Here is a 26,925-nt window from a genome sequence, read left to right on the forward strand (position 1 = left end):
ACGGATTGGAAATTAAATATCGTGGTGTAGTGTCTCGACTAGCATTGGGTGATTCTTGGGAATCAAATTAGCCTTTGTCAACTGACTGGAAACACTCCAGATAAAACCACATGCGAAAATGAGAATCATACCGAATTCAATCGGACCAAAACCAGCGTGCTCACCTACTGTTCCCGGCATAATATTTACATAGAAATCGAAGTAGTGGCCGATAATGATACACCAGGCAGCTAACTTCAAAATAATGTAAGTACGCTTTGCATCACGTGTCATCAGAATAAGGAATGGACACACGAAGTTCAGGAATAAGTTAACAAAGAATGGCGCTTTATAAATCCCGCCAAACCCACTAAATCGTTCGCGATAATAGATTGTTTCTTCAGGCAGGTTAGCGTAGTAAATCAGCATGAACTGAGCAAACCATACGTACGTCCAGAAGATACTGAAAGCAAACATAAACTTGCCAAGATCGTGCAAATGGCTTTCATTAACGATCTTCAAATAACCCTGCTCTTTTAACGTAACAACGGCCAGTGTGATGATCGCCAATCCGGTTACGTGCCAGCTAGCCAGTGTATACCAGCCAAACATGGTGCTGAACCAGTGCGTATCGATCGACATGACGAAATCCCAGGCCGAGGTCGATGAAGTAACACCAAACACAAGTAGGAACGCCGTACCCAGCTTGATGCTCTTATCGTAATATTCGGTACCACCTTCCAGATCCTCCTGTAGGGAGTAGTTACGGATAACACGCCACATCATATACCACAGAGCGAAATAGAGGATAATGCGCGTCAGATAAAAAGGCATGTTCAAAAAGCCTTTCTTGCCATTGATGATTGGATCGAACTCAGGGCTCGACGCATCAAAAAGTGCAGGGTTCAGCCAGTGGAACAAATCGTGTCCGGCAATGAAGAACACGGCCAGAATGGCAATGCCTGTAAAAGGTAAAAAGGCGGGAAGAGCTTCCGGAATACGCTTGAAAGCTGACGACCAGCCTGCCTGCGCCAGATAGTTATACGAGATGAAGAACATCCCGATAACCGAAGCCCCCGTAAAATAAACAGCGTTTAGCCATACGTTAGCCCACAAGCGATTCGTCCACTTATATTCGTGATGACCGCCACCGTGTGCTTCGTGGGCTCCAGCGCCATGGGCTACTGCGTGCGTTTCGTGTGATCCAACACCCGAAGCCAACAGGTATGCGCCAATTGCTACTAACGCGACTCCGGCTCCAATACCGATCATTAACCGACGTTTGGAGGCCGCAGTAAATTCAAATTCTTCGTCTAAGGACGGTATTGCGTGAGCCGATGCCATTCTTATTGGTTTGTCAATTAATTTAAAGACCCAGGCAGCTTATGACCAGAACTTGTCATTGCCTCCGGCGTCAATTATCCTTGCTGGAGTTTGTGAACGTATTGTACAATCTTCCACCGATCTTCTGGTGTGATTTGCGAACCATGGGGCCACATACGGCCTTTTCCATGGGTAATGACGTGGAATATATGCCCGTCATTCATAGTCTTATACGCATCAGCCGAGTAGTTGGGAACCCCTTTGTACTGGGCAGCAACCGGTCCATCCCCTTTGCCCGTTGCCCCATGACAATGGCTGCAATAGCGGGTATACAACAATTGACCTTCTGCCTGCGCCTTCTCTGAATCAGCGATTGGGTTTGTCAACACCCGCTCCGCGATTCCAATGCTGTCTGCCGGAATATTGTACATCATCAGATCGGTGGTCTTACTAGCACCTTCCCCGAATGTTGTATGGTAGTTTGGCCGGGCAACCGTTCCCTGAGCCGGTAAACGCATGTTCAGACCGTTCTCTTTTACGTTTATGGTATTCGGACGTATTTGACGGTAAGGCTCATACCCAACAGACTCATACATGTTGGGAGCATATACAGTTGCGGTATCATCATGGCTTCGTTTACAGGAGATTCCCGTAATGAGTAACCCGATAACAGCTAGTGCCGTAACACTCTTATGTTTAGTTATCATCCTTATACTGATCGTTAGAACTGCTTAATATTTACTTCAGCAGCACCTGATTTTCTCAAAATCTGCTCAATATCACCTTCGCCGATGTTGTTTTTGCTCAGGTCGATGGCCATAGCAAATTTGTTATCAGTTGTCCGGAGGTCATACATTAACGGTTTGACCGTTGGTCCCATGCCGTTGGAAAGCAAGAAGGTACCTACCATACCCAGAGCGCAGAACAAGACCGTCAACTCAAAAATAATCGGTACATAGATTATAGGAGAGTAGGAATCCTTACCACCAACAATCATTGGCCAGTCGAAACCTTCTGTGTAGTACGTCAGCGCCAGAGCGGTAAGTGTACCACTAAGACCAAACAGGAAAGCCGCAATACCTAAACGACTGCGGGGGTGGCCAAGAGCAACGTCCAGCCCGTGAATTGGGAATGGTGAGTAAACTTCCTGAATCCGAACGCCCGCTCCTTTAACTTCTTTAACGGCACTGAGCACTACATCGTCATCATCATAGATGCCGACTAAGAACTTACCGTTACCATTTACATCTGACATGATTAATTCAGTTTGCAGCTTCGTTCGCAGTTCCCGGTTGCCTGCGCATCAATCCTCCGGGAACTGCAAACCAAAACTATCTTATTCTACGTCTTTATTAAACGTCGGATTGGCGACGCGTTCCCCTTTTGCTACTCCTGATACCGAAACCGGCAACTTCTCAGACGACGACTTGATGATCGTTTTTACTTCGGCCATGTTCACTACCGGCAGGAATTTCGAGAACAGCAGGAACAGGGTGAAGAAGAAACCGAACGAGAAGATGTAATCGCTGATGTCAAATAGCGTTGGGTGAAACATGGCCCAGCTTGATGGCAGATAATCGCGGTGCAGCGATGTAACGATAATTACAAAGCGCTCGAACCACATACCGATGTTCACGATGACCGATAGAACGAATGTCCAGACGATGCTCCGGCGGATAGCCCGCGACCAGAATAGCTGTGGCGTAATTACGTTACAGGTCATCATGGCCCAGTATGCCCACCAGTAAGGACCGGTTGCCCGGTTGATGAACGCGTAGCTTTCAAATTCAACACCCGAGTACCAGGCGATGAAGAACTCCGTCAGGTAAGCCACACCAACAATAGAGCCGGTGAGCGTAATAACTTTGTTCATCGACTCAATGTGCTCGATGGTGATGTAATCTTCCAGTTTGAAAACGACCCGGATAATTAGCACCAGGTTTTGCACCATGGCAAAACCGGAGAAGATAGCACCGGCAACGAAGTAAGGAGGGAAAATCGTGGTGTGCCATCCCGGAATAACCGAGGTAGCAAAGTCCATACTTACGATCGTGTGTACGGAAAGTACAAGGGGAGTTGACAGACCGGCCAGAATCAAGCTCATGTATTCATAACGAGCCCAGGTCTTAGCCGAACCATTCCAGCCCATGGCAAACGCACCGTAGATGTAACGCGATACTTTGCTCCGGGCCCGGTCGCGGATGGTAGCCAGGTCAGGAATAAGACCCATGTACCAGAATACGAGCGATACGGTAAAGTATGTGCTGATGGCGAATACGTCCCATACCAGTGGCGACTTAAAGTTTACCCACAATGAACCGAACGTGTTAGGCAACGGAAGCGCCCAGTAAGCCAGCCAGGGCCGACCCATGTGCATCAGAATGAAGCTGGCTGCACATAATACGGCGAAGATGGTCATGGCTTCAGCTGCCCGGTTTACAGCGGTCCGCCATTTCTGACGGAACAAAAGCAAGATAGCCGAGATCAGCGTACCGGCGTGACCGATACCTACCCACCATACGAAGTTGGTGATATCCCACGCCCAGCCAACAGTTTTATTCAAACCCCAGACGCCCAATCCTTCCCACCAGGTCCAGAATACGCAGGCGGCTCCGTAAAGTAGCACAACTACCGCAATGGTAAAGGCAATCGTCCACTCACGAGTGGGTTTTCCCTCAACCTGTCTGCTGATATCCTCCGTCACGTCGGCGTAGGTTTTACCACCGGTGACGAGAGGAGTTCTTACGGCTGATGTAACATGCGACATATAATTTACTGATTTACGATGTAAGTTTTACGATAGACAAATTACGCTTTGTAGTCCCAGATTGTTCTAAAACCAACCCGCGTAATCTGTAATTAATTTATGCGTGCGATTCCTGACGAGCGTTTTCGTTATTCTTCGCTTCTTCGTCTTTGTTCCGGATCTTGGTCAGGTACGAGATTTGAGGTCTCACGTTGATTTCTTCCAGCACGTGGAACGCACGGCCTTCCAGTTCTACCGACAGGATTTTCGAAATCGTGCTCTCCGGGTTGTTCATGTCACCGAATGTGATCGCATCCGTTGGACAAGCCTGCGAACAGGCAGTCTGAACTTCGTCAGGAGCCAACCGACGACGCTCTTTCTTAGCGGTCAGTTTACCTTCCTGAATCCGTTGTACGCAGAAAGAACACTTCTCGATTACACCACGTGAACGAACCGTTACGTCCGGGTTAATGACCATTTTGCCCAGGTCATTATTGAAGTGATAATCGTAGTTATCGTTGTCGTGATATTTGAACCAGTTGAAACGACGCACTTTATACGGACAGTTGTTCGCGCAGTAACGGGTACCCACACAACGGTTATACGTCATCTGGTTCAAACCTTCCGTACTGTGAGTCGTAGCTAATACCGGACATACCGTTTCGCAGGGTGCATTGCTGCAATGCTGGCAAAGCATGGGCTGGAACGTTACCTCAGGGTTCGCCGAAGCTACTTCCAGAGCCGAGAAGTCTTCTGCCTCTGCATCGCTACTGTAGTACCGGTCGATACGCATCCAGTGCATTTCGCGACGGTTAAGCACTTCCTGGCGACCAACTACCTGAATGTTATTTTCGGCGTTACAGGCAACTACGCATGTTCCGCAACCAACACAGGAGTTCAGGTCGATGACCATACCCCATGAGTGGTTTGGCTTGCCATAACCGTTCCAGAGTGTAATATCGGTTGGATCGGTTGGCCCTACTGACGTTTGCACTTTGGGCTCATAACGACCTGCCTTTGGATTCTTCTGGTACGAAGCCAGTTTCGACTCCTGCAACACGGCCCGGCGACCCATTACGGTATCGTGGGTTTGTGTCTGGGCAATTTCATGACGACCGCTTGCTTTGGCGACAGTAGCTGTGAACGAAGCAAAGTTCACGCTACCATTCGTGACCGAAGCAAATGGATAAGCATTCTTACCGACGCCATTCGCTGATTTACCTGCTTTCTCGCGACCGTATCCAACGGCGATAGACACCGTGTTATCAGCCTGGCCAGGCTGAATCAGCACTGGAAGTTCGATAGACTTGCCGTTAACCGTAATCGTGACCAGATCATTCTGGGCCACTTTCATGTCATTGGCGGTTTTCTGCGAAAGGGCAGCGTAGTTATCCCAGCACGCTTTCGAAACGGGATCGGGTAACTCCTGCAGCCAGGGGTTATTTGCCATAGCACCCGTACCTACGCCAACAGATTCGTACAGCGCTAGCTCCATACCGGTCGTTGGCTTGTATCGTTGAGCAATGGCCGCAGCAGCCTGTGCTACGTTACCGGCGAAGGTTGCACCACCCGCCGTTACAGCGGCTTTGTTTGGTTCGAATACACCATCGTTCAGCGACTGTACCCAGAACGCTTCGAACGAGCTAAAGCCGGTTGCCTGCGGATACCGTGTTGTCCGCCAGAAGTTTTTCAGGTAAACCTGATAATCCGCTGGCTTACCAGCCCAGGTCAACAGACTCGACTGGAATTGACGGGTTTTGAAGATAAGTGTGATGGCTGGCTGAGTCAGGCTATAAAATCCTGCTTTTGGCTCGGCATCGTTCCAGCATTCGAGGTAATGAGGAGCTGGGGTAATGTATTTCGATAAAGAAGCGGTTTCGTCTGCACGATCGGCGAAAGAAACAGACAGTGCCACTTTGGGTAATGCTTCAGCAAGTTCAGCACCACGTGGGTGATCATATACCGGGTTCGCACCGTAGAAAAGAACCGCCCCTACCTGACCAGCTTTCGCTGCATTGATGAAAGCGTTCATTTGCTGGTCATTACCCTGACGGTAATTGACCGGCGTATTGATATCGATGGTTGTTCCGTAGTTGCCCAGCAGGCCGTTCAGCGCGTTAACTACCGTCTGTACATTTACATCATTGGAGCCGGAAACGACCAAAGCCTTACCACGCGAAGCAACCAGATCGTTGGCGGCTTTGTCTAACTCAGCAACCGTAACGGCTGGAGTGCTAACAGCCGTACCGCCCAGTTTAGCAGCTACCTTATTGTATAGAGCAGCAACAACCAGACCTTCCTGCGATGGTTTGATTGGGGTACGGTAATCGGCATTGGCACCCGTCATCGACAGACCGGTTTCGAACTGGTAATGGCGGGACATCGTTTTCTTGCCACCACCAACGGCACCAATCTTACGGCCTTTGGCATAAGCGCCCATGAACTCAAGGGGAGCAATCCAGGTACCCAGGAAGTCAGCACCAACACTAACGATCGTTTCAGCTTTGCTGAAATCGTAGGAAGGAATTACTGCTTTACCGAACGACGCCTGGTTGGCCTGCATGATACCAAATACCGAGTTGGCATCATACATGATGTGTTGCGCGGTTGGATATTTAGCTACGAAATCAGCGACAACCGCCTTCGTTGCCGGGCTGAGGATCGTTGAGGTAACGATCCGGATAGCACCACCTTTGGCTGCAACGGCATTCAGTTGGTTAACGATCTCCTTATCGGCAGTAGCCCAGTCGATATCGGCGTCACCCCGCTTCGGCCCTTTCAGTTTGTCGATGTCATAAAGCGACAGGACAGAAGCCTGAACCTTGGCGGTTGTACCCCCTTTCGTAATGCTCGACTGTGGATTCCCTTCGATTTTAATAGGACGGCCTTCGCGGGTTTCTACCAGAACGGCGGCATAATCGCCCCCTTCACTGAAAGTTGACGCGTAATAATCCGAAATAGAGGGGAAGGTAAACTCAGGCTTATTAATGTAAGGAATGGCTTTGTGAACCGGCGCTTCGCAAGCAGCCAGCGACACAGCCGCCATACCAAAGCCCATTACTTTTAAAAAGTCACGGCGTTGGGTATTCGAGCCACCGAGCAGACCGTCGAGGTCGTTCGATGATTCACTCAGGTCTGGATTAGCAAATTCGCTGTTAGCGTTCTTGACAAACGTCGCGTCATTGCGTAATTCCTCAACCCCTTTCCAATACCGTTTAGATGTATTTTCCATGCGTGTTGTATGCGGCAATGGTTAAGATGAATAATGTATAGGATGAAATGAATTGGAAATCAGAAACTCCCTTTCGTCTTACACATTAATTAATAGTGACATTTAGAACATTCCAGACCACCAATGTTGGCTACTTTAAGCGGCTCTTTGCTTTCCTTGCGGTGCAGAGCGACTAACTTATCGTAGTAAGCATTGTCTTTGGTGTTAACCTCCGTCCGGCGGTGGCAGTCGATACACCAGCCCATCGTTAACGAAGAGCGCTGTTCAACAACTTCCATCTTTTCGATTTCGCCGTGGCAGGTCTGACACGCAACGTTACCTACGTTTACGTGTTGAGCGTGGTTGAAGTAAGCCAGATCAGGCAGGTTGTGTACCCGCACCCACTCAATTGGCTGGTTGTTCTCAATGGCCGTGTATATCTTCTGAATCTCAGGCGACTCCTTCTTAATGACGCCGTGGCAGTTCATACAGATGTTAGCCGAAGGGATGGTAGCACTCTTGCCCTTCTGCGCACCCGTGTGGCAATAGTTACAGTCGATCTTGTACTGACCGGCGTGCAGTTTGTGCGAATAAGCGATAGGCTGCTTAGGCGCATATCCCTGCTGGATACCCACACTGTAAGCACCATCAATGGTAGCTTTCGTTACGGCAAACAGGAAAAGCCAGATAACAATCGAACGAAGTGTTGGGTTGTTAAACGCATCCGACAGACCTGTTTTGAGCCGCTGACCTAACGAAGCAGCCGGTAAGGTACCGTCAGCCGTTGCAGGGGTTACTGCTTTCGACAGGATCGTTACGATAGCCAGCAGAACGCCCAGCACCAGCAACATGACAATCAGCAGAGCGACCAGAACGAAGGTGAACAGCTCAGAAGGGCCACCACCTATTGATGGGCCCGAACCGCCAGCACCACCAGCATTCTTAGTGTTATCACCACCGGCTACAGCTGCGGTTTGGGCAGGTTTGCTTGCCTGATCGATGTAAGCCAGGATACCGTCGATGTCCGCATCCGATAAGTTCGGGAAGCTGGACATTTGTACTTTACCGTTGGCGTTGAACACCTGGTTTGCATACGCGTCGCCGGAAGCAATTACGGCCGACGAGTTTCTGATCCATTTGTGCAGCCAGTCTTTACTTGGCGCACGCTCTTCAATTCCTTTCAGACCAGGCCCAACCACTTTTTCATCTGTTACCGCGTGGCACTGAGCACAGTTGTTGGTAAACAGAGATTTTCCCTTTTCGGCATCAGCACCACCCGCTGCGGGGGCTGCTGCTGCGGCTGGTGCACCACCGGCTGCCGCATCCTGTGCTTTCACCTGACTGCTGGAAACCAACAATGTCAGTGACAGAACAATAGCCACGCAAAGCTTATAGAAGCGACTCATTTTATGAACTATATTTTTTGAGTTGATCAACATAATCAGCACTGCTATTTTATTAGCGCCCAAAAGTACGACACGATTGCTGTATAGGCAAAAATTGCTCTTTAGTTATTTCATACCCCATTTTATTTATATTGTTTCTAATTAAGGAAATGATCGTTGTTCTTTATTCCTCTGAGTTTCGTCAGTTTTTCTCCAAAAAAAATGCCATTTAACGCTATTTCCATGGCAGAAACAGCATTAAATGGCATTTGTAAAGGAGAGGTTCCGAGCGGATTCGAACCGCTGTACGAGGTTTTGCAGACCACTGCCTAGCCACTCGGCCACGGAACCATTTTCCCTCATACTGACAGGTCAGGCGTTCGGGAGTGCAAAGATACGTTTTTATCCCGTATAAGGAAACGATTAGACAAAAAAATACCCCTAAGCCCGAAAGCCAGGGGTATTTCTATACATTATTACGACTACAGTAAGGCTTAGTTACGGCCTTCCAGTTGCTCTTTCAATGCAGCCAGTGCATCGAGGTCGCCCAGGGTAGCGCCACGCTCGGCCTGAGCCGGTGCAGAAGCTGCTTTCGGAGCGGCTGCTTTCGGAGCTTTCGCTTCCTTAACAGGCTCGTTCTTCTCACCCCACGTCTTCGTGTGCGATAGCATGATACGCTTTTCTTCTTTCGAGAACTCCGTTACTTTGAAGTCAAGCGTTTCGCCAACTTCAGCGAAGGTACCATCCTCTTTGCCCAGATTCTTGAGCGACGAGAAGCCTTCGATGCCGTAGGGCAGTTCGAGGGTAGCCATCTTGTCGTTCTTGTTCAGAATCGTGCAACGGTGTACGGTACCAACGGCGAATACGGTTTCGAACGTATCCCATGGGTTCTCTTCGAGTTGCTTGTGACCCAGGGCCAGACGACGGTTGTCGACGTCCAGTTCAAGTACCAGCACTTCGAGTTCGTCACCAACCTTGATGAAGTCCGAAGGATGTTTCACCTTCTTCGTCCATGACAGGTCAGACACGTGTACCAGACCATCGATACCTTCTTCCAGTTCGAGGAACAGGCCGAAGTTTGTCAGGTTGCGTACCATGCCTTTGTGCTTCGTGCCAACGGCATATTTAGCCCGCAGCTCTGGACGAGTCCAGGGATCTTCCGTCAGTTGTTTGATGCCCAGCGACATTTTGCGGTCGTTGCGGTCCAGTGTCAGCACTTGTGCTTCTACTTCGTCACCAACTTTCAGGAATTCCTGTGGGTTGCGCAGGTGCTGCGACCACGACATTTCTGATACGTGGATCAGCCCTTCAACACCGGGTTGAATTTCGAGGAACGCGCCGTAATCAGCAACATTCACGATTTTACCTTTCACTTTCGAACCAACCTGAATGTCTTCAGCCAGCGCATCCCAGGGGTGAGCCTGGAGTTGCTTCATGCCCAGCGAAATACGCTTCTTGTCTTCGTCGAAGTCGAGTACAACCACGTTGACCTTCTGGTCGAGGTGCAGTACTTCGGATGGGTGGCTGATACGACCCCACGAAATATCCGTGATGTGCAGCAGACCATCTACGCCACCAAGATCGATGAACACACCGAAGTTTGTCATGTTCTTGATAACGCCTTCCAGTACCTGACCTTTTTCGAGGTTGTTCAGGATTTGAGCACGTTGTGCTTCGAGGTCTTTCTCGATCAGGACTTTGTGCGAAACGACTACGTTGTCGTTAGCATAGTTGATCTTAACGACTTTAACCTCCATTTTCTTACCAACGAAGATATCGAAATCGCGAATTGGCTTCACGTCGATCTGCGAACCTGGTAAGAACGCTTCAATGCTGAAAATATCAACGATCAGACCACCTTTCGTCCGGCGCTTAACGAAACCATCGATAACGAGGTCTTCGTCCAGTGCACGCTGAATTTTCTGCCAGGCGGTGATCACTTTCGCTTTTTTGCGAGAGAGTACCAGCTGACCGTTCGGGTCTTCCTGATTTTCTACGTAAACTTCAATTTCATCACCCATCTTCAGGTCCGGCATATCCCGGAATTCAGAAGCTGGCACTAAGCCATCCGACTTGAAGCCGATGTTGAGCAGTACTTCCCGGTCCGTTATCCCAACGACGGTTCCCATTACCACTTCTTTCTCTTTAACTTCCGACAGAGTGTTGTCGTAAAGTTCCAACATCCGGCTGTGTTCTTCAACCGAATAGCCGCTTCCAAACCCTTTGTTGTCTGCCCGGTCCCAATCAAATGCCGGCAGTTCGCGTTGCTGCGTTTTGCTCATAAAAAAAATTTCCCTGACCCGCTCAGTACATCAGTTCGTGGGTCAATGGCGAACTGACTTTAGTTGTGAATTTTTTCCTTTTGAAAAAGGACTGCAAAGATAGCAAATGCTTTCGAAAAAAAGTTTCGATTACGGTAAAAGTCTTTGAGGGAGAGGACAAAAGGAGTAAGGGGAGGAAAAGGACGAGGGAGAGAAAGGGATAATGCCATGAGCAAACTCCTTTCTCCCCCTCGTCCTTTTCCTCCCCTTACTCCTTTTATTTAAATGCTTTTTCCTTCTTCGCCAGGAAGGGCATCCAGCTTTGTTCGAGGGAGCCCGAGAATTCGCGCAGAAAAACCAGGAAGGTTGGCTTGAATGGCTTCTGCCGTAATTTGAGATTGGCTTCTTCGGGCGTATAATCACCTTTTCGTGAGTTACACCGCTTACAGGCCGTAGCCAGATTATCCCAACTGGTTTTACCTCCTCTCGACTTTGGCAGTACGTGGTCCAGTGTCAAGTCTTCGGTGGTGCCACAATACTGGCAGTGATGGCCATCGCGCTTGAAAATGTTTTGCCGGGTGAGCATAACGCCCTTATAGGGCAGACTAACGTACCGGTGAAGACGAATGACCGATGGCATTGGATACTCCGCCGAAACGGTTCGAAGCATGAACTGCTCCGATTCTGCAACCAACTCAGCTTTATCTAAATAAACCAGCAAGAATGCTTTGGGAACGGAGCAGATGCTGAATGCACTGTAATCTTGATTTAAGACTAATACTTTCCTACCCATATCGCGTTTAGAGCCTCTGTACGGTAGCAAGTTACAGAGTTATCCACATATGGGCAATACTTGTGGAAAAAATTAACTTAACGAAAAAATGAGAAAACGAAAGGCTAAACCAGCCCCTGACGTTGGAAAGGCAATTATTAGTCTACAAAAACACTATTTTTCTATTTTATTCTGCTTTAATATCGTTCCCGCTGCATCTCCCGCTCCACGTCGCGCTCTTTGATGCTGTCGCGTTTGTCGTACAATTTCTTCCCTTTAGCGAGGGCAATATCAATTTTGGCAAAACCACGTTCGCTGGTGAACATGCGAATCGGCACGATGGTGAGTCCCTGATCTTTCAGTTTCTCGGCCAATCGTCGGATCTCGCGCTTCGTCAGCAGCAGTTTCCGGTCGCGGAGGGGTTCGTGGTTGTAGTGTGTTCCTTCGGTATACGTCGAGATGCTCAGCTGACGAATAAACAGCTCATCATTATGAATTAAGCAGTAGGCGTCCTGTAAATTCACTTTCCCCTGCCGAACGGATTTTATTTCAGTACCGGTCAACACAATACCAGCGGTATAGGTCTCTAAAAAAGAGTACTCAAAGGAAGCCCGTCGATTGCGGATATCAACTTGTTTAACAATAGAAGCAGATGCCATGTACTGATGTAGGATCTATGTACCCACGGACTAAAGTCCGTGTACACGTTAATGAAAACAAATACGGGCTGAAGCCCGTAGGTACGACCAAGAACACTGGAATGGAAAGAGAGGTTTACCAGACCTCGAAAATTTGGCCGCTTCCGCGTAAACGAATCCGGCTACTAAACTCTCGCTTAGTAGCCGGATGTCCGTACACGCGCCCGAAAGCGGGTATAGTTTTTATTTCTTCGTCTGCTTGTCCTGGTACTCTTTGTTCAGACCGGCCAGAATGCGGCTGGTTTGATCGCCCGACTGGTCGGCGAACAGAATACCTCCGCCCTTGGTGTAACCCAGCACGAATTCATATTTGTTCTTAGCGTTCTCTTTTTTCAGGTATTCGTAGATCTGATCATAGAGCTGCCGATTTTTAGCTTGCTCTTCGGCCGCCAGGTTTTGAGCGGCCCGTTCGCGGTACGCCAGAATATCCTGCTGCTCTTTCTGCAAAGATGCTTCGGTAGCCCGACCCTGCTCCTGCGTCATAGTGGCGGCACGCTGCTGAAAGAAAGCAACCTTGTTTTGCAGATTGCGACCTTTAGCCGTCAAATCGTTCTCCAACTGAAAACGCTTGCTTTCCAGCACTTTCTGGGTGTCTTTGAAAAAATCGTATTTGGTCAACAGCGAATCGACATTCACGTATACGATAGACCGACCTTTGGCTTCAACAGGGGCTTTTACGTCTGCCACCGTTTCGGGCTGATGATCTTTAAAATGCAGGTAGTACAATACAGCTACGGCAATTGTCAGGATGACATTTAGAATTAATGAGGCATTCTTCACAGGAAACGAATCAGTTAGTTATCAGTTTATAGAACAAAGGTAAAGGGATTTATCGAATTCCTAACGAGACCGCCCGGCTGTGCGATTGACGGGTTGTGTTGTTGTTGCCTGTTTAACCAGATAGCCGGACAAACCAGCCAGTCCGCCTACCAGACCACCCACAAGGGTAGTGACCACTACCGGCAAAGCAGCGGTGTTCGTTTTGAACAGTAATTCGCTCATTCGCCCAATAAAAACACCATCGGTACGAAACTGAAGCAGTAACGCGTGTACCAGCCATACGACCGCCACTCCCAGAAAACCCGATAAAAAAGCACGTCCGCCACCGGGACTCCGCCAGAAACAAACGCCAAAGGCAACAATGGCAAGGCTCCACCAAGGTAAGATGAATTGAGCCAGTAAGCTCAGTATGGCAATCAGAAAAATCTCGATCATATCGGGGAAGGCAGTTAAAAACTGCCGTTAAAGTGCTTCAGGAAACGTGCCCTGATGGCTTTATTTTAAAATCAGTTTTCGTTTAATACGCGGACTTTTGTCGTCTGCCGATTGCAGAAACAGCAACTCATTGAGTTGGCCGGTTCGCCAGGTTTCCAGCATATTCAAATAATAAGGACTGCCCGGATTGCCCGACTGCCCGCCCGGATAAACGCCGTACCCTTTGGGTGTTGGCCCCAGTGCTACGACCATCCGCCACGATGGTCCCGTCCGTTCGGTAGTTGCGTTGACGATACCAGCTCCACCCCCCATCTCCACATTCAGCGCGCTCAGGGCATCCAGCCGGGCCAGGTGCCCAATGCGCGTTGCTTTATGTTTACTCCACTGCCACGATTCACCCATTGGTCCATGCTGGCGGGTCAGCGAGTCGATAGCTGTCTGAAACGATTTGGTCAGCACATGGCTAATTGTCTCTTTGGCGGGCGTTGTTACGTCGTCGAACCAATGAGCCGTCGGCTCCTTTTCGGCCAGCTGCAGCGTTCGGTCGAAGCTTGGGTATCGGAGCGTAGTAGTGTCATTACCCGGAAAATCATCTTTCCAGACACCATCCATGTACTGGCGCATCCACTCTGAAAAAATCGTTGGGCCTATCTCCGCGACGTCATTGTTGTACCGCCAGCTTTTAATGATGCCCAGTGCTTTAGTCTGCTCGCCGGTTAAGGCTTTGGCTTGTATATAGGGCAGGAACACCGGAAGGGCCTCAGCGGCCCGCAAGTTCCGATTATCATTCTGCAACACACGCAGGCTGTCGGCTGTGGCCCCCTGCATAGCCGTCAGGCGTTGATTGATTCGGGCACCACGCTCATAGGAGCCAAACTGCCAGTTGATATAATAGGGATACGTTGGATCGGTCGAGGACTGGTTGGCCGAACTGACAAAACCTCTGGGCGGATTTTTAACGTGCGGGTTCTGCGCGGCCGGAATCCAGCCCTGCCAGTCGTGGGCGGGGTTGGTGCCGTCGAGCAGAAACTTACCCTGATCTTTCCACTTCAGCGGAAACCGCCCGTTTGGCGAGATGGCAATATCCCGGGCCACATCGGCAAATACGAAGTTCTGAGCCGGAGCCCCATAATAACTCAACGCCTTTCGGTAATCGTCATGATTTTTGGCGCGGTCCAGTAAATAATAGGTGAGAAAATCATTGGACGCTTCATGCGCGATCCAACGGGCGGCATAGCCTACCGGAACGTTTTTGGCGAACGGCTTCTGGCCTACTTCGTACATGATCGGGCCGTGGTGCGTATACAGTACCGTGTCGATCACATCGGGCTTGCCTTTCACTTTGATCACTTCTAACCGACGGGTTACGGGCTTCCATTGATTACCATGCCAGTATTCTTTTTTGGCGGCATCTTTAAACCGAATCTGATAGAAGTCCAGCACATCGGCCCCCACATTGGTCACCCCCCAGGCGATTTGCTTATTGAACCCGATAATTACCCCCGGCGATCCGGGCATCGACGCTCCGTATACATTCATGGTTGGCGTCACCAGCTGAATCTGGTACCAGATAGAGGGCAAACTCAGCGTCAGGTGGGGGTCGTTGGCCAGAATAGGATAGCCCGTTGCTGATTTCTGCGGGCCAACGGCCCAGTTGTTGCTGCCAATAGCGGGGTCATGCTCGGGCCAGTTCATGGCCAGCGGTTTTGTATCAGGGAATGGATTTGCCGGAACCACCGGTATTTTCACCGGGGTAAAGTCCCATTTTGTGCCAACGGGAATAATAGGGTCTTCGCGAGAAGGGTAGTCGGGAAACAGATCGCTGGTAACGACAGTACCGTATTTTTTGAGCACATTGCTCATGTTCAGGTCGTCGGCGCCGAGGGCCAGTACACCCGACATGTATTTCAGGAAGTACGCGCACTTGATAGGTTGCCACGGTTCGGGCGCATACCCCAGCAATTTGTATTCGAGTGGATAATGTGACGGGGAAAGCTGCCTGATATAAGCATTGATACCCGCCGTATACGACTCAACAGCTTCACGCGAGCGCGCATCTTTCATCATCTCCTTCACCGCTTTTTCGGCCCCAAATCCCATGCCGAGGTGACGGTTATAGCGATCCAGTTCCAGGGCTTTATCCCCTACCAGTTCCGAAACGCGCCCGGCAGCTGCGTGGGTCTGGAATTCCATTTGCCAGAGCCGATCGCGGGCGGTCAGGTAGCCCTGCGCAAAATAGGCATCCGCATCGTTTTCAGCAAAAACGTGCGGAATCGCCAATTCATCGAAGACTACCGTGACAGGCGCTTTTGTACCATTTAGTGTAATTTCGTCGTCGGCATTGTTAACAGACTCGGCGTTTTGCCAGAAACCAACAAACGGACTTAGCAAAGGGGCAAAGGCCGGGATACTTCCCCAGCTACGATTCAACGCCCAAATAACCAACAATGTACATAGCGAAACAGCTATCGCCTTTGTGTAACGCATAATGAAGTAAAAGCAACGGAGACAGTTAAATACGTAAATAAGGTAAGACTACCGAGGCATACAGCAAATAAAAAGCATTATTTCCGCTATTAGGACAATTCTTTTTTAAATTTGTCAATAACGGCGATAGAAGTCCTATTTTGGTAATAGTCGCTGACTGGTTCCTCAAACGATGATGCATACGGAGTTGACGGATAAGGAATTGACGCTTCGTGTAAAAGAGCATAACGAAGTAGCATTCGAAACGTTGTTTCGGCGGTATTCTCATTATTTGTATACCATTGCTATCCAATATGTTAAAGATCCCGCACTGGCTGAAGATGCCATTCAGGAGGTTTTTCTGAAAGTGTGGACGAACCGGGAAAGCCTGGACGAAACACAGTCGATCCGAAGTTATCTCGCTACGGCGACACGCCATCAGATAGTAAACCTCATCCGTAATGAGAAACGGGCCATTCTGCGGCACCTGAATCACCAGACTACGCTAACGAATGCCGACACGGCCACGGAAGAAACCCTGCTCCTGAACGAGTACAGTTCGGTTTTCCTGGAAGGCCTGCGCCAACTTTCGGCCCAGCGCCGGTTGGTGTTTACCCTCCGCTCGGAGCAGGGCCTGTCGAACGAAGAAGTAGCCTCAACGCTCAAAGTTTCCATTAATACGGTCAAGGTTCAGTATTACCAGGCCTGTCGATTCCTCCGCGACTACCTCCGCCAACACGCGGGTATCGAAGCTACGCTGGTGGTTATCGCAGCGTTTTGGAGTTAATTCAGTTTTTTTTTCATCCCCAGTAATACTTCCAACTTCAGGTGGTGTATAGTAAGCGAAACTGCTTGCTATGCTCATGACCAAACAGCTACTTCAGCGTTATTTTGCCAACCAGGTTACGCCCGACGAAGCCCGTCGTGTACTCGACTGGTTTGATACCAACGCCGGTCAGGCCTATCTGCTCAATCGGCTCGACACTCAGTTTGAAGAAACCGCCTGGAAAGCATCGCCTTCAGCAGCCGCTCCGGACACCGACCGGATGCTGAACGCGATGCGGCAGCGGATGGATATTCCCGCTACCGTTTCCGACGTCCCGGTCCGACGCTTACCGGTATGGCATCAGCCGCTGCGCTGGGCCGCCGTACTGGCTGGCTTCGTCCTGCTGGCCATGGGCGCTTTCCAAACCTATAAGCAATGGTATCCCGACGACCTGATTCGCCAGACGGCCTTCGGCAAGGTATCGACGTTTACTTTGCCCGATGGCTCAACAGTGACCTTGAACGGAAACAGCCGACTACGCTATGCCCCGCAATGGGCCAGCCATAAAACGCGGGAAGTCTGGCTCGATGGCGAAGGCTATTTCCGGGTAACGCACCAGCAGAATCACGAGCGATTCGTAGTACACCTGCCGAATAAGCTAAACATCGAAGTGCTGGGTACGCAGTTCAACGTGATGGCGCGGAAAGAGCGGGCCAAGGTTGTGCTGAATACCGGCAAAATCCGGCTCGACGTTGGTGAGCAGGCCAAACAGCAATTGGTTATGCGCCCCGGCGATCTCTTCTATGCCGATGTGAAAGCCAAAGTCTACTACCGCAAGCATGTCGATGCCGCAGCTCAGTCGGCCTGGAAATCCGGCAAACTGACGTTCGATGGCAACACGCTGCAGGAGGTCGCGCAGATGCTTGAAGATACCTACGGCGTACAGGTCATTATCGCCGATCCGGCCCTCCAGCGACAGACGATTTCAGGCACCATACCCAATCAATCCATGCAGACGATACTCGACGGTCTGGCCACGGTATTCGACCTGCATATCACTCAGCAATCAAACCGAATTACTATACAATGACTCAACCTCTTACTACCATGACTAAACAATTTATTGCACTTGGCTCGTTGCTGCTGATTGGCATACTACCGGTCCGGGGGCAGCTTGTAGCGTCGAGCCATCGGTACACTTCTCATCAAAAACAGGGAACAGATACGCGATTGATTACACTGAAAAGCGCCCTGGGTGAACTTGAGCAGCATTACGGCGTTTCATTCATCTACCCGACCAATCTGGTCAACACCAAAGTATTGATGATTAACCAGCGCAGCCGGAATCTGGAAATCGAGCTGACAACGTTGCTGACCAGCACTGGTCTGACGTATCGAAAAGTACAGGCCCGATTCTATGCCATTATGCCGGAAAAAGAAAAAAGCACGCGCCTTTTTCGTAAGATCGAACAGATTGAAGCCAAAGCCACTACCGATCCGGCGACGGATGCCGTAAGATTACCCGATCGGGCGATTGACAAGCTGGAACGCATTGGCTGGTCCATGACCTCAGCCCAGCCCCTGGCCGACATCACCGGCAAAGTGGTGGATAAAAGCGGGCAGGGAATTCCGGGCGTTAGTGTCGTCATCAAAGGCACAACCCGCGGCACCACCACCAACACCGACGGCGACTTCACGCTGAATGCGCCCAACAATGCGGTGCTGGTGTTCAGCTTTGTTGGGTATGCCTCGCAGGAGGTGCCCGTAGCCAGCCGTAGCCGCATTAATATAACCCTCCTGGACGATGTGAAGTCCATCAGCGAGGTGGTGGTGGTGGGTTACGGTACCCAGAAGCGGGCATCGGTAACGGGAGCCATCTCGTCGGTGTCGGCACAGGAGGTAACGCAACTGCCCGTACCAAGCGTTGAACAGGCCATTCAGGGGCGCGTACCGGGTGTGACCGTTGTAAGCAACGGCTCTCCCGGCGAAACGCCCATTGTCCGCATCCGGGGCATTGGCTCGATCAACTACGCAGCCAACCCGCTTTATGTGATCGACGGCTTCCCAACGAGCGACCTCAACAACTTCGACACCCGCGACATTGAATCTGTGGATGTGTTGAAAGACGCATCATCGGCGGCTATTTATGGCTCACGGGCGGCCAACGGCGTCATTATCATCACGACGAAAAAAGGGACCGGCGATGGCAAACTGCACGTTAACTACGACGGTTACGTAGGCACGCAAAGTGCATGGCGGCAGCTCGATCTGTTGAACCGCGACGAGTACATTCAGTATGGAACGGCCCTGCGCACCAACGCCGGTCAGCCGATACCAACGCGCTTCGGCAACCTTAGCCAGCCTATCTACGCCGGAGCCACGCAAACCTACGCCCAAACCGACACCGACTGGCAAAAAGCGATGTTCCGGGCGGCTCCTATCACGCAGCATAGCGTGCAGTTGTCGGGCGGTAACGAAAAGTCGCGGTTCTACTCTTCGGTTGGCTACTTCAATCAGCAGGGTATCATGATCGGAACGGGCTACAAACGCGGCAACTTCCGTATCAACTCCGATCATACCATCAGCAAGCGTTTCTCGTTCGGGCAAACGCTCACCATTTCGTACGACGACAAACTCAACGAAGTCAGTGCCGGTGGCCGGACCCAGGTGCAGAACATGATCCGGATGACGCCCTATATGCCCATCGAAGATCCTAACCTGGTGGGTGGCTACCGCGGTCCCGACGGCTCCGATGCTTCTGACCCGCAAAACCCGGTTCGGGCCGCCCTGCAGGACCAGAGCAACACCCAGCGCATGAAAATTCTGGGAAGCGCTTATATCGACGTTAAGATCATTGATGGGTTAACCTACCGGCTGCGCGGAGGTATCGACTACGTAACGGCCCGGACCTTTTCGTTCCTGCCGATCTACAGCGAGAGCTTCAACGCCCGGGCGCTGGCCAATATATCGGACGACCGTCTGACGTACTCGTCGCCCCTGATCTCGAACCAGTTGACGTACGAGAAAACGTTTGGCAAACACAGCCTGAATGTAGTGGCCGTGGCCGAGCGGCAGGCGGGCAACAGCCTTCAGATCATTGGTACAGGGCAGGCAGCCTCCAACACCATCCGCGAGCTGAGTGCCGTGATCAGTACCAGTGCAGGCTTAACCGGTACCCGTTCGCAGAACGTGCTGCTGTCTTATCTGGGACGTCTGAACTACGAGTATGCCGGCAAGTACTTGCTGGGGGCCTCGTTCCGGCGAGATGGTTCATCGCGCTTTGCACCGGGCAACAAATGGGGTAATTTCCCGTCCGTTTCGGCAGGCTGGCGGATCAGCGAAGAAGCGTTCCTGAAAAATGTACCGGCCATTTCGGAGTTGAAACTTCGCGCCAGCTACGGGACCATGGGCTTCAACGGCATCGGCGATTACTCGTGGCAGGTAGCGGTTTCCCAGAACACCAACGCCATCATCGGGGGCGACCGCTCGCAGGGTACTTACTTCGACCGCCTGGGCAACACCGATCTACGCTGGGAGGTAACGAAAATGAGCAATGTCGGGTTGGATTTAGGGTTGTTCAGCAACAGCATCACCCTCTCGGCGGAGGTGTATCAGCGAAACACCGACGGGCTTATTCTGAACCAGCCCATTGCGCCCTCCATCGGCTATTCGCAATCGCCTACGGTGAACATTGGCAGTATGCGCAACAACGGCGTTGAATTGCAGCTGGGTTATAATAAAACGAAAGGCGCGTTCCGGTTCAATGCATCGGGTAACATCAGCTTCATCAGCAACAAAGTGTTGAGTCTCGGACCAACGGTTTCGCCCCTGCTGAACGGTTCCAACGCCGATTACGGCGGATTTGACATTACCCGTACCGAAGCCGGTCAGCCCATCCAGTACTTCTACGGATGGAAAGTAGCGGGCATTTTTCAGAACGCCGACGAGATAAAAGCCGCTCCCACGCAGGCAAATGCGAAACCGGGCGACATTCGTTTCGTGGATGCCAACGGCGATGGACAGATCGACGCCAACGACCGGGTGAATCTGGGCAGCTTTTTACCCAAGTTCACCTATGGCCTGAACTTGTCGGCCAACTACCGGGGCTTCGATATGGCGCTGTTCTTCCAGGGTGTGCAGGGCAACAAAATTTATAACGGCGTGAAGGTAATTGAGCAGGGCATGCTGCGTTTATTCAATGCCGGAACAGACGTCCTGCGTGCCTGGACACCCAACAACACGAATACGGATGTTCCCCGCGCGGTCGATGGCGACCCGAACGGCAATTCGCGCACGTCGGACCGCTTCATTGAGGATGGCTCTTACCTGCGGCTGAAAAACCTGAGCATCGGGTATTCGATTCCGGCGGGCGCTTTACAGTCATTCTCGCGGGGTACGCTCAGCCGGGCACGGGTCTACGTGGCGTCATCCAACCTGCTGACGTTTACCAAATATACCGGCTACGACCCGGAAATCGGCACCCGTACGGGCTCTAACTCAACCCTGACCAACGGCATTGACTATGGTCAGTTTCCACAGGCCCGCACCCTCATGGTAGGTCTTCAACTTGGTTTTTAAGAAACTAGAAAACACAACGTCATTATGAAATCTACATATTGGACCTCGGGTATCGTGGCTATGGGGCTGCTCTTCGGATGCAGCACCAGCAGCCTCGACAAAGTGAACCCCAATCAGGTCATTACGGCTAATTATTACAAAGACTCCGCGGAGTTGCTCAAAGGCGTTAACGCCGTTTATGCCCTTTGGCAAAGTGCTAACCTGACCGGTCGCGAGTGGTTCTTTTTGCAAGACCTCCGCTCCGACGATGTGGCCTCCGGTGGTGGTCAGCTGGAAGCGCCCCGTAATCAGATTCTGATTGGTGCCCAGAACCCCGGCAATGCCGTGGCGCTCTCGGTATGGAACGGCCTCTACCGGGTTATTCACCGGGCAAACGTCGTCATTTCCAATGGTCCGTCCGTAACGGACAACCCAACGCTGGCCAAGCGGGTGGCGGCCGAAGCCAAATTCCTGCGGGCGATGGCTTATTTTGATCTGACCACCTTCTGGGGGGCCGTTCCGCTCTATACCGATTACGTGAAAGAAGTAGACGGCACCAAAGCAAAATCATCCGTAGATGAGGTTTACACCCTTTTGTCCACCGATTTGCTGGCGGCTCAGACCGATCTGCCCGCCACCGCAACCGGTGCTGATTTGGGCCGGGCCACCAAAGGGGCCGCTCAGGCACTGCTGGCACGGCTCTACATGCAGAAAGGCGATTATGCCAGTGCCAAAACCCAGCTTCAGTCGATTATCAGCTCCGGGCTGTACAAACTGACGGATAACTACCTCGATAATTTTATTGAAGAAACCGAATTCAACACGGAGTCGATCTTCGAAATTGGCTTTTCGAAAATCGGCGATTTCAACTGGGACGGCGACGGTAACGACAACGGTGCCAACGAAACCATGACCCGCAGCCAGGAGTACTCGGCCATTGGCTGGCGCAACCTGATTCCGTCGGATGGTTTGCTGAACGAATACGAAAGCACGGCCAAAGGCGACGCGAAAACGGACCCACGCCTAAAGTACAATTTCTACTTTATCGGCGATACCTATAACAACGGGCTGAACACGCTCATGGACTCGCAGGTGCAGGGGAACACCTCTGTCGTGAATGGCGTAACGCAGAAAGTTAGCTGGCGGAAATACACGGCGATGTACAAGAACAACGAGACCTTCTACACGTCGGGCATCAATATGCGCCTGATTCGCTACGCCGAAGTACTGCTGATGATGGCCGAAGCGGAAAACGAAACGGGCAACAGTGCCAACGCCATTGCCCTGCTCAACCAGGTTCGGGCGCGGGCCAGTGTAGCCATGCCAGCGTATCCAACAGCAAAATATCCGGTCAACAGCAAGGCTGAGGTGTTCCGCGCGGTCGTTCACGAGAAGCGTGTTGAGCAGGCTGGTGAGCAGATCCGCAACCGGGATATTCTACGCTGGCGGGCACAGAACAAGCTACAGGCCGAACCAATCTCGTACTTCGCCAAAGGCAAACAGGAGCTATTGCCCATTCCGCAACAGGAACTGGACAACAACAGTAAACTGACGCAGAAAGACCAGAATCCGGGATATTAAGCCCTTTGTTTGGCTCAGGTCAACGCCCTGGCTAAACCAACCCTTTTATATTACCAACCTAATCTGAATAGTAAATCCCCGGTCGACTTTGTTGTCAATCGGGGATTTTGTTTATATTTCACGTATGCATTATTTACTAAGGTTGACCGCACTATTCACCCTTACGCTGGTCGGCTGTACCCATTCTTCGTCCCGGTTCGAACGCTTAACGGCCAGCCAGACCGGCATTGACTTTGCCAATACCATTACGGAAAGTGATTCGCTGAATGTGCTGGAATTCGAGTATCTCTACAACGGCAGTGGCGTGGGCGTGGGTGACTTTAACGGCGATGGCAAACCCGATGTGTTCTTTGCCGGGAATCAGGTGTCGAGCCGAATGTACCTGAACAAAGGCGATTTCAAGTTCGAAGATATAACGGATTCAGCGGGTGTTGGTACGAAATACTGGTGTACCGGCGTGGCCGTCGCCGATATTAACCAGGACGGACGGCAGGATATTTACGTCTCGACCAGCCACCCCGACCGGAACAAATCTGTCCCTAACCTCCTCTTCCTCAACCAAGGCAACGATGCCAACGGCATTCCTCATTTTATCGAGTCGGCCAAAGCTGCCGGATTAGCTGATTCAAGCTACTCCACCCAGGCCACTTTTCTGGATTACGACCGCGACGGCGACCTCGATCTGTTTCTGCTCACCAACGCCCTCGAAAGCTTCAACCGCAACAACGTCATCGGCCCCCGAAACGACGGCTCCGCCAGAAGTGCGGATAAGCTGTTCCGGAATGAAGGAGTGAGGAGCGAGGAGTTAGGAGTGGGTATTACAGGAGTGAGGAGTGAGAAGTTAGGCGTGAGAAGCCAACCGGTTGCCACTAAACGCACCAGCAAACGCGATAGCGTTACCTCCGCCGGACGGCTCCTCACTCCTCGCTCCTCACTCCTAACTCCTTCCTTCACCGATATTTCTGCGAAGGCGGGGCTTGTGCATGAAGGCTGGGGATTGGGGGTGATCGTGAACGATGTGAATCAGGATGGGTGGCCGGACATTTATGTGGCCAATGACTTCCAGTCGAATGATGTCTGGCTCGTTAATAATCAGGATGGAACGTTCAGCAACCGCATTGCCGAAACGCTGAAGCACCAGAGCCATAACAGTATGGGGATGGACATGGCCGATATCAACAACGACGGCCTCAACGATTTCGCCGTGGTGGATATGCTACCTGATGATAACCTGCGGCAGAAGACCATGTTCTCGCTCATTCCCTACGACCGTTTTCAGATGGCCCGTCGGCTTGGCTACCAGCCCCAGTACATCCGCAATGTCCTGCAACTCAATAGAGGGTTCGGAGAGGGAGTAAAGGGAGTAAAGGGAGTAAAGGGAGTAAAAGGAATAAAAGGAGGAGGGGGACGAGAGGGAGTAGAGGGAGAAGAGCTAAAAACTGGATCTTCGCGCCCTCCCTCCCCCCTCCTTCCCCACTTCTCCGACATTGCTTATCTGGCCGGAACCGCGGCAACGGACTGGAGTTGGAGCGCCCTGTTTTCTGACCTGGATAATGACGGATTCCAGGATCTGCTGATAACGAATGGCTACCGAAAGGATATTACTGACCTGGATTTCACCAGCTACAACCGCGAAGCGGGGATGTTCGGGACTGATGCGGAACGACGCACGCAATTGCTGAAACGGATTGTTGATCTGGAGCCGGTTTATAAACCCAATTTCCTCTTTCATAACACCGGCGACCTGCACTTTACCAACGTCGCCAACAACTGGGGCCTAACGGAACCCTCGTTCACCAATGGCACCGCCTATGCTGATTTTGATAACGATGGCGATCTGGACTTGGTCATGAATAACATCAACGACCCGGCTTTTATTTACCGAAATCAAACTATCGAGCAGCTCGGAGAGTCGTCGGGCGGGCAGTTTCTGGCGATTCAGTTGCGGGGAAAGCCCGGCAATCTGGAGGGCCTTGGGGCCAAAATTGCCGTCTGGGCAAACGGTCAGCTGCACTATACGGAATATACCCGCCAGCGCGGCTATTTATCTACGATGGCCGCGGGAATTCATATCGGCCTGGGTACCGCGAAACGGATCGACTCGCTGAAGATCGTCTGGCCGAATGGTACCGGGCAGCTTATCCGGAACATTAAAACAAATCAAGCCCTGACACTGGACGAGCGAAAGGCCACCACCCAACCACCTTCGTTTATTCAGTTGCAGCCGCTGGCGAAGCCCTTACTTACCGAGGTATCAACCAAACCAGCGGGCCTTGATTATCAGCATCAGGAAGATGATTTTGTCGATTATAAAGCCCAGCAAACCCTGCTTTCACACAAGCATTCGCAGATTGGGCCGGGCATGGCGGTTGGCGATGTAGATGGCAACGGTCTGGATGACATTTACATAGCAGGCAGCGCTAATAAAGGCGGCACGTTTTTTCTGCAACAGGCCGGATCAGGCAATACAGGTCAGCCGACGTTTACACGAAAAGATCGACCTGCCAAGAAACCCGAAGAGACCGGCGTGTTGCTCTTCGACGCAGATAACGACGGCGACCTCGACCTGTATGCCGTTCATGGCAGTACTGAATTCGGGAAAAATGAAACCGTTTGTCAGGACAGCCTATACCTGAACGATGGCAGAGGCAACTTCCGGGCGGCACCAAACGCCTTACCCAAAACCACGTCCAGCGGCTCGTGCGTCATTGCCACCGACTTCGATCACGACGGCGACCTGGACCTGTTCATCGGCGGCCGTATCGTACCCCAACGCTACCCCGAACCCGCCCGAAGTTATCTGCTGCGCAATGACGGCGGAAAACGGGTGGAAAGCCGCTCTCAAACGACGGCAGCTCAAGCATCCGTCAACACCCTCCACTTCACCGACGTAACGGATCAGGCAGCGCCCGGCCTGAGTAAAGCAGGGCTAGTCTGTTCGGCACTGTGGACCGATGTCGACAACGACACCTGGCCCGATCTGATGCTGGCGGGTGAATTTATGCCCATCACGGTTTTCAGGAATCAGCAGGGCCGGACTTTCGCGCCGGTGAACAGCCCGGCACTGGCTAAGGCCGTTGGATTCTGGAACAGCCTGTCGGCGGGTGACTTTGATAACGACGGCGACATGGATTACGTGGCCGGCAACTTCGGCCAGAACAGCCGGCTTCAGGCTTCGGCCAGCCAGCCCGTATCTGTCTACGCGGCCGATTACGACAAAAACGGCACGCTGGACCCAATTCTAACTTTTTTCAATGAGGGCATCGAATACCCATTTCACCCCCGCGATGTGCTAACGGACCAGATTCCTTCCTTCAAAAAGAAGATGACGACTTATGCTGCGTATGGAAAAACAACCCTGCCGGACTTATTGTCAGCCGATGAACAGAAGCAGGCGCAGATAAAACGAGCCACCTATCTGTCATCGGCCTATATCGAGAATCGGGCGGGGACCTTTGTGGTGCACAGTCTGCCCATTGAAGCGCAATTTTCGCCCGTATTTGGCAGTTCGGTCAGGGATTTGAACGGAGACGGCAATCTGGATATGCTGCTGGTGGGTAACGATTACGCAACCGAAGTGCTGTCGGGCTGGCAGGATGCCGGATTGGGGTTATGCCTGCTGGGCGATGGCAACGGGCATTTCAAGCCATTAACACCCGCTCATTCCGGCTTTGTAGTCGATGGCGATGCCAAAGCACTGGCCTCGGTGCTGCTGGCCAACGGCCAACTTTACTATGTGGCCACGCAAAACAATGGGCCTTTGCGCGTGTATAAGCAAACCAATTCCCGGCTAACGTATGAGCGCGTAAAAACAACAGCCTCAGCGCTTTTACCAACAACAACCACTATCAGCGGAAAGAAGCGACGAATAGAACCCGATTACGGAAGCGGCTATCTGTCGCAATCCTCGCGGGTGGCAGAAAAAAGCCGCGACTAAAAAAGAAATTGTACTTTTGACCGCATTT

At 51.5% G+C, this 26,925-nt stretch carries 17 protein-coding genes and 1 tRNA gene; 5 read left to right on the forward strand and 13 right to left on the reverse strand.

Going from position 1 to position 26,925, the window contains the following annotated elements; all coding sequences use genetic code 11:
* Window positions 1–12: 12 nt before the first annotated feature.
* The 13 genes from ACYVK4_RS05390 to ACYVK4_RS05450 form a co-directional block, all read right to left on the reverse strand.
* Entirely contained in the window at window positions 13–1,323 is a 1,311-nt protein-coding gene (locus tag ACYVK4_RS05390) for a quinol:cytochrome C oxidoreductase (RefSeq protein ID WP_461126450.1), read from the reverse strand.
* Between the two features lie 74 nt (window positions 1,324–1,397).
* Window positions 1,398–2,009 (reverse strand): c-type cytochrome, encoded by a 612-nt coding sequence (locus ACYVK4_RS05395; RefSeq protein ID WP_461126451.1) that lies wholly within the window; start codon window positions 2,007–2,009, stop codon window positions 1,398–1,400.
* Window positions 2,010–2,023: 14 nt separating this feature from the next.
* Window positions 2,024–2,557, reverse strand: a complete 534-nt coding sequence (locus tag ACYVK4_RS05400; RefSeq protein WP_461126452.1) for a DUF3341 domain-containing protein — start codon at window positions 2,555–2,557, stop codon at window positions 2,024–2,026.
* 81 nt (window positions 2,558–2,638) lie between these two features.
* Window positions 2,639–4,069 (reverse strand): NrfD/PsrC family molybdoenzyme membrane anchor subunit, encoded by a 1,431-nt coding sequence (nrfD, locus tag ACYVK4_RS05405; RefSeq protein ID WP_461126453.1) that lies wholly within the window; start codon window positions 4,067–4,069, stop codon window positions 2,639–2,641.
* 97 nt (window positions 4,070–4,166) lie between these two features.
* The gene (locus ACYVK4_RS05410) at window positions 4,167–7,280 is read right to left on the reverse strand and encodes a TAT-variant-translocated molybdopterin oxidoreductase (protein WP_461126454.1); all 3,114 of its coding nucleotides are present in this window, start codon (window positions 7,278–7,280) and stop codon (window positions 4,167–4,169) included.
* An 89-nt stretch (window positions 7,281–7,369) separates the two neighbouring features.
* Complete coding sequence (locus ACYVK4_RS05415) at window positions 7,370–8,698, reverse strand: c-type cytochrome (RefSeq protein ID WP_461126455.1); 1,329 nt, start codon at window positions 8,696–8,698, stop codon at window positions 7,370–7,372.
* 226 nt (window positions 8,699–8,924) lie between these two features.
* A tRNA-Cys gene (locus ACYVK4_RS05420) sits at window positions 8,925–8,995 on the reverse strand.
* Between the two features lie 143 nt (window positions 8,996–9,138).
* Window positions 9,139–10,926 carry a 30S ribosomal protein S1 gene (gene rpsA, locus ACYVK4_RS05425; RefSeq protein WP_461126456.1) on the reverse strand — a complete coding sequence of 596 codons (1,788 nt, stop codon included), beginning with the start codon at window positions 10,924–10,926 and terminating at the stop codon, window positions 9,139–9,141.
* A gap of 256 nt (window positions 10,927–11,182) precedes the next feature.
* Window positions 11,183–11,698, reverse strand: a complete 516-nt coding sequence (locus ACYVK4_RS05430) for an HNH endonuclease (protein WP_012930120.1) — start codon at window positions 11,696–11,698, stop codon at window positions 11,183–11,185.
* A gap of 176 nt (window positions 11,699–11,874) precedes the next feature.
* On the reverse strand, window positions 11,875–12,336 hold the full coding sequence (smpB, locus tag ACYVK4_RS05435; protein WP_461126457.1) for an SsrA-binding protein SmpB: 462 nt from the start codon (window positions 12,334–12,336) through the stop codon (window positions 11,875–11,877).
* 222 nt (window positions 12,337–12,558) lie between these two features.
* Window positions 12,559–13,155, reverse strand: a complete 597-nt coding sequence (locus ACYVK4_RS05440; RefSeq protein ID WP_461126458.1) for an OmpH/Skp family outer membrane protein — start codon at window positions 13,153–13,155, stop codon at window positions 12,559–12,561.
* A 60-nt stretch (window positions 13,156–13,215) separates the two neighbouring features.
* Window positions 13,216–13,590, reverse strand: a complete 375-nt coding sequence (locus tag ACYVK4_RS05445; RefSeq protein WP_461126459.1) for a hypothetical protein — start codon at window positions 13,588–13,590, stop codon at window positions 13,216–13,218.
* Between the two features lie 60 nt (window positions 13,591–13,650).
* Window positions 13,651–16,077, reverse strand: a complete 2,427-nt coding sequence (locus ACYVK4_RS05450; protein ID WP_461126460.1) for a penicillin acylase family protein — start codon at window positions 16,075–16,077, stop codon at window positions 13,651–13,653.
* Between the two features lie 172 nt (window positions 16,078–16,249).
* Between ACYVK4_RS05450 and ACYVK4_RS05455 the strand changes: the two genes are divergently transcribed.
* The 5 genes from ACYVK4_RS05455 to ACYVK4_RS05475 all read left to right on the forward strand — a co-directional run bounded on the left by ACYVK4_RS05455 (window position 16,250) and on the right by ACYVK4_RS05475 (window position 26,897).
* Window positions 16,250–16,843 carry an RNA polymerase sigma factor gene (locus ACYVK4_RS05455; protein ID WP_461126461.1) on the forward strand — a complete coding sequence of 198 codons (594 nt, stop codon included), beginning with the start codon at window positions 16,250–16,252 and terminating at the stop codon, window positions 16,841–16,843.
* A 76-nt stretch (window positions 16,844–16,919) separates the two neighbouring features.
* Window positions 16,920–17,912: a FecR family protein gene (locus ACYVK4_RS05460; protein ID WP_461126462.1), complete on the forward strand. Its 993-nt coding sequence runs from the start codon at window positions 16,920–16,922 to the stop codon at window positions 17,910–17,912.
* Window positions 17,913–17,929: 17 nt separating this feature from the next.
* Window positions 17,930–21,400, forward strand: coding sequence for a SusC/RagA family TonB-linked outer membrane protein (locus ACYVK4_RS05465; protein ID WP_461126463.1), 3,471 nt, complete (start codon window positions 17,930–17,932; stop codon window positions 21,398–21,400).
* A gap of 24 nt (window positions 21,401–21,424) precedes the next feature.
* The gene (locus tag ACYVK4_RS05470) at window positions 21,425–22,960 is read left to right on the forward strand and encodes a RagB/SusD family nutrient uptake outer membrane protein (protein ID WP_461126464.1); all 1,536 of its coding nucleotides are present in this window, start codon (window positions 21,425–21,427) and stop codon (window positions 22,958–22,960) included.
* Between the two features lie 124 nt (window positions 22,961–23,084).
* A complete protein-coding gene (locus ACYVK4_RS05475; protein ID WP_461126465.1) occupies window positions 23,085–26,897 on the forward strand; it encodes a VCBS repeat-containing protein in 3,813 nt (1,270 codons plus the stop codon).
* Window positions 26,898–26,925: the final 28 nt, after the last annotated feature.

The sequence above is a fragment of the Spirosoma aerophilum genome (assembly GCF_054782495.1).